This window comes from Geodermatophilus sp. DF01-2 (assembly GCF_004571065.1).
Lineage (GTDB): Bacteria > Actinomycetota > Actinomycetes > Mycobacteriales > Geodermatophilaceae > Geodermatophilus.
Genome location: NZ_SPQN01000163.1, coordinates 1 through 2667 on the forward strand (window position 1 = coordinate 1; position 2667 = coordinate 2667).

Annotated in this window: 2 protein-coding genes; both read right to left on the reverse strand. The window is 78.0% G+C overall.

Annotated elements, in window-relative coordinates; genetic code table 11:
- Nucleotides 1-164: 164 nt before the first annotated feature.
- Nucleotides 165-1301 (reverse strand): alanine racemase, encoded by a 1137-nt coding sequence (gene alr / locus E4P41_RS21525; RefSeq protein ID WP_135143229.1) that lies wholly within the window; start codon nt 1299-1301, stop codon nt 165-167.
- Between the two features lie 236 nt (nt 1302-1537).
- The coding region (locus E4P41_RS21530) for an NAD(P)H-hydrate dehydratase (protein ID WP_135143230.1) at nt 1538-2667 on the reverse strand (1130 nt) is incomplete at its 5' end.

Consider the following 2667-nt stretch of genomic DNA (forward strand, 5'->3'; position numbering starts at 1 on the left):
CGCTGACCCCAGCCGCTCGGCGCCCACCCGCCGGGCCGCGGCGCGGCTGACCGCGACCCCGACGGCGGTGCCGGCGGCGGCCAGGCCGAGGACCGCGCCGAGGATCCCCGCCCGGTGGTGCGACTGCTGCGACGGCTGCCGACCCGGGCGCTTGTGGACCGCCATCAGACCGCCCCGGCCGAGCCGACGTAGCGACGGGCGAAGCGGCCACCGATCCGCGTGACCAGCTCGTAGTGGATGGTGTCGACGGCGTCGGCCCAGTCCTGCGCCGTCGGCTCGCCGCGGTCCCCCGGCCCCCACAGGACGACCTCGTCGCCGGCCCGCACCTCGGCGTCGCCGACGTCCAGCACGAACTGGTCCATGCAGACCCGGCCGGCGATGGTCCGGTGTGCGCCGGCGGCGAGGACGGGGGCCCGGTTGCCCGCCGCCCGCGGCACGCCGTCGGCGTAGCCGACGGGCACGAGCAGCAGGGTGGTCTCCCGCTCCGGGAAGTAGGTGTGGCCGTAGGAGACGCCGACGCCGGCGGGCACCCGCTTGGTCAGCGCGGCGGCGGCCCGGACCGTCATCGCCGGCCGCAGCCCGTGGCCGGCGGGGTCGCCCCCGAGCGGGTCCAGGCCGTAGACGGCGACCCCCGGCCGGACCATGTCGTACCAGGTGGACGGCAGCGCGATGGTCGCCGCGGAGTTGGCCAGGTGCAGCCGGGCGTCGATCAGCCCCGCCGCCCGGGCGATCGCGACCGCCTCCTCGAACACCCGGACCTGCGCGCCGATCGTCGGGTGGGTCGGGGCGTCGGCGTAGGCCATGTGGCTCCACAGCCCGACGACCGCGACGTCGCCGTCGGCCTGCGCCCGCGCGGCGGCGGCGGCGAGCCCGGGCCAGTCGGCCTCCGTGGCGCCCTCGCGGGACAGGCCGGTGTCGGCGAACAGGTGGACCCGGGCGGTGCGGCCGGTGGCGCGGGCGGCCGCGACGACCTCGGCCAGGGCCCACTCTGCGTTGACCGACACCTCGACGTCGGCGGTGAGCGCAGCGGCGTGGTCGGTCCCCGGGGTGTGCAGCCAGGCGAGCACCGGGGCGGTGATGCCGGCGGCACGCAGCGCCAGCGCCTCCTCGAGCACCGCGACGCCGAGCGCGTCGGCTCCCCCCGCCAGCGCCGCCCGCGCGGCCGGCACCATGCCGTGGCCGTAGCCGTCGGCCTTCACCACGGCCATCAGCGGCCGGCCGACCCGCTCGCGCAGCACGGCGGTGTTGGTGGCGATGGCGTCGAGGTCGACGACCACCTCCGCGCGGGCTCGATCGGTCACGTCCCCTCCTCGCTGGCGCTCGTCGACGACGTGCCGATCGGTGCTGTGTCTCCGCGTGACCTCGCGAGCTCGGTCACGTCCCCTCCTCGCTGGCGCTCGTCGACGACGTGCCGATCGGTGCTGTGCCGCCGCGTGACCTCGCGAGCTCGGTCACGTCCCCTCCTCGCTGGCGCTCGTCGACGACGTGCCGATCGGTGCTGTGCCGCCGCGTGACCTCGCGAGCTCGGTCACGTCCCCTAGTCTCCCAGCCGGCCGGCGGGCGCCCCGCGCAGGCGGGCCAGCGTGGCCGGCAGCCGGCGGACGAGGTCGCCGGCGATCAGCGGCCCCCCCTCGGCGGCCAGCTGCCCGACCCGCCCGTGCACGTGCGCCGCGACGGCGGCCGCCTCGTCGGCAGGCAACCCGGTGGCCAGCAGCGCGCCGACGATGCCGGAGAGGACGTCGCCGGTGCCGGCGGTGGCCAGCCACGGGGTGCCGGTGGCGTTGACGTACGCGGCGCCGTCGGGCGCGGCGACGACGGTCGCGTCGCCCTTGAGCAGGACGACGGCGCCCAGGTCGGCGGCCAGCCGGCGGGCTCCGCCGACGCGGTCGGCGCCGACCTCGAACCCGAAGCGGGCGAACTCACGATCGTGCGGCGTCAGCACGGTCGGCGCCTGTCGCCGGCGGACCAGGTCGGGATCCCGCGCCGCCATCGTCAGCGCGTCGGCGTCCACCAGCACCGGCAGGTCGGAGGCCAGCACCTCGGCCAGGACGCTGTGGGCGTCGTCGTCGGTTCCCATGCCGGGGCCGACGACCCAGGACTGCACCCGCCCGGCGTCGCCCGGCCTTCCCTCGGTGACGATCGCCTCGGGCCAGGCGGCCCGCACGCCCGCGGCCGCCGTCCCGGCGTAGCGGACCAGCCCCGGCCTCGTGCGCAGCGCCGCCCCGGTGCAGAGGACGGCGGCGCCGGGGTAGACCGACGAGCCCGCGACGACCCCCACCACGCCCTGCGAGTACTTGTCGTCGTCGCTGGCCGGCGGGCGGATCCGGGCGACGGCGTCGGCGTCGGTCAGCTGGTGGGTGTCGGCGGGGGGCAGGTCGAGCCCGATGTCGACCAGGTGGACCTCGCCGGCGTACCCGCGGCCGTCCCCGACGACCAGCCCGGTCTTGAGCGCGCCGAAGGTGACGGTGTGCTGGGCCGGGAACGCCGTCCCGTGCACCGCGCCGGTGCTCGCGTCGACCCCGCTGGGGACGTCGACGGCGACCATCAGGCCCGGCCCGGCCGCGGCCCGCTCGACCAGTGCGACGGCGGGCGGGCGCAGGCCCCCGCGGCCGCCGATGCCGACGATCCCGTCGAGGACGAGGTCGGCGTGCTCCAGCCCGGTCGGCC